Source organism: Pseudoalteromonas sp. S1609, assembly GCF_005887255.1.
In the GTDB taxonomy this organism is placed as follows: Bacteria; Pseudomonadota; Gammaproteobacteria; order Enterobacterales; family Alteromonadaceae; genus Pseudoalteromonas.
The window spans coordinates 1-297 of record NZ_PNDJ01000170.1 but is presented as its reverse complement, the minus strand read 5'-3'; the positions used below and the strand labels follow the sequence as shown (position 1 = coordinate 297).

Genomic DNA, 297 nt, shown 5'->3' with positions numbered 1-297 from the left:
TTGGTGGTGGTACAAGTGACTGTTCATTTGTACAAATGGGGCCAAGTTTTAGGAATAAACAACAACGAGACGCAGACTTTTTGGCACATAGCGGAAAGCGAGTAGGCGGTAATGATTTAGATATTGCTCTGAGCTACCATGGTTTGATGCCGTTACTTGGCTTAGGCAGTACTTTTAAATCGGGTTTACCATTACCTAACCAGGCATTTTGGCAAGCATGTAAAATTAACGATGTGAATTTACAAAGTCAGTTTTATAGTGCTCAGCATTATCGTGAACTGAGTGCACAGCTACGCG

1 pseudogene is annotated in these 297 nt (G+C 41.8%); it reads left to right on the top strand.

The window, feature by feature from the left end:
- Window positions 1–297: pseudogene (locus CWB76_RS19280) on the top strand (molecular chaperone); the annotation flags it as partial.